Consider the following 1,593-nt stretch of genomic DNA (forward strand, 5'->3'; position numbering starts at 1 on the left):
CGCTATAGTGATCGCTTTCAAAGAATCATAAAGGAAGAATCACTATGGGCCTTGGCGGTATCAGTATCTGGCAACTGTTAATCGTACTGTTGATTGTTGTCATGCTGTTTGGCACCAAACGACTTAAAGGTCTTGGCAGCGACCTGGGTGGAGCTATCAAGGGTTTCAGGAAGAGCATCAGCGATGACTCCGGTTCTTCAGAAAACCTTGCGACCAATAACCAGGACAATGACAAGAACAGGGAACTGAGTCATAACAAAGCCTGAGGACTGTCAGCGTGTTTGATATTGGCTTTGCCGAACTGCTGGTTATCTCGGTACTCGGTCTGGTGATTCTGGGGCCCGAGCGCTTACCTCACGCAATAAAAACCGGCCTGCAGTGGATCAACTACCTGCGTAGCAGCGCCAGCAATATAAAAGAAACGGTTAACAGAGAGCTAAAGGTCGATGAGATCAAACAGGATCTTCAGCTGGACGAGCTGAATCAACAGGTTCGATCTCTGAAACAAGAAGCAACCGTAGCCACTGAAAATCCCTCCAAACCATCCGATTCCAACATAAAGGCGGCCTGAGTGCTGCCTTTATTGGATGCCTGCCGAGACATTTATGAAGACTGAAACCCCGACGGTTCAATCAGAACAACCCCTGATTCAGCATCTACTTGAGTTACGAACTCGCGTACTGAAAAGCATGGTGGTCACCCTGCTGTTCTTTGCCGTACTGTTTTACTTTTCCAATGACATTTATGAGCTGGTGTCTGAACCCCTGCGCTTGTTGATGCCCGAAGGCACCAGCATGATAGCCACCGATGTTGCCTCCCCTTTCTTTGCTCCATTTAAACTCAGCTTGGTACTTTCCCTATTTCTGGCCATTCCCTTTATTCTTCATCAGGTCTGGGGATTTATTGCTCCCGGCCTGTACAAGAATGAAAAGCATCTGGCCATCCCATTGCTCATAACCAGCGTCATACTCTTTTATGCCGGTGTCACCTTTGCCTATTTTGTGGTGTTTCCATTGATCTTTGGTTTCTTCACCACGACCGGACCTGAAACGGTCACCATGATGACTGACATCAGCAGCTATCTGAACTTTATTCTTAAACTGTTTTTTGCCTTTGGGCTGGCCTTCGAAATCCCTGTCGCAACACTGTTACTGATCTGGTCTGGCATTAGCACCGTTGAATCCCTGTCCAGGAAACGTCCTTACATCGTAGTAGGCTGTTTTGTGATCGGTATGCTTCTGACACCACCCGACGTGATATCCCAGAGCCTGCTGGCTGGACCTATGTGGCTGTTGTTTGAGCTTGGACTTTTGTTTGCCCGGATGACGCCTTTTATGAAAAAGTCTTCTTGAGAATGAACGAACCCGCGTCAAGATCCGTATTTATCGGGAAAGCCTGGCAAGATTTAAAGCGAGTAGCAGGCCATTTTCGGCCTGCAAAAAACCATAGACTCAAGCAACCAAAAAACCCACATAACTACTGTTTTTATTAGAAAAAAAATAAAAAAAGAAATAAAACCGACATTTAGCCGGAAGCTAAATAGGCAATTAGACGCTTTATAAACCGTCAAATAGACGCTAGAGTAATAGACAA

At 46.1% G+C, this 1,593-nt stretch carries 3 protein-coding genes; all 3 read left to right on the plus strand.

Annotated elements, in window-relative coordinates; all coding sequences use genetic code 11:
• Positions 1-44: 44 nt before the first annotated feature.
• The 3 genes from tatA to tatC are packed head-to-tail and all read left to right on the plus strand — an operon-like array spanning position 45 to position 1,352.
• Positions 45-266 (plus strand): twin-arginine translocase TatA/TatE family subunit, encoded by a 222-nt coding sequence (tatA, locus tag KDK16_RS13510; protein WP_368736450.1) that lies wholly within the window; start codon positions 45-47, stop codon positions 264-266.
• 11 nt (positions 267-277) lie between these two features.
• Complete coding sequence (tatB, locus tag KDK16_RS05585; protein WP_257275062.1) at positions 278-571, plus strand: Sec-independent protein translocase protein TatB; 294 nt, start codon at positions 278-280, stop codon at positions 569-571.
• Between the two features lie 34 nt (positions 572-605).
• Entirely contained in the window at positions 606-1,352 is a 747-nt protein-coding gene (tatC, locus tag KDK16_RS05590; RefSeq protein ID WP_257275063.1) for a twin-arginine translocase subunit TatC, read from the plus strand.
• Positions 1,353-1,593: the final 241 nt, after the last annotated feature.

It is taken from the genome of Endozoicomonas sp. SESOKO4, from assembly GCF_024606275.1.

Excerpts from the sequence above, each read along its gene's own strand:
- tatA (WP_368736450.1), top strand. The coding sequence starts at position 45 with ATGGGCCTTGGCGGTATCAGTATCTGGCAACTGTTAATCGTACTGTTG.
- tatC (WP_257275063.1), top strand. The coding sequence starts at position 606 with ATGAAGACTGAAACCCCGACGGTTCAATCAGAACAACCCCTGATTCAG.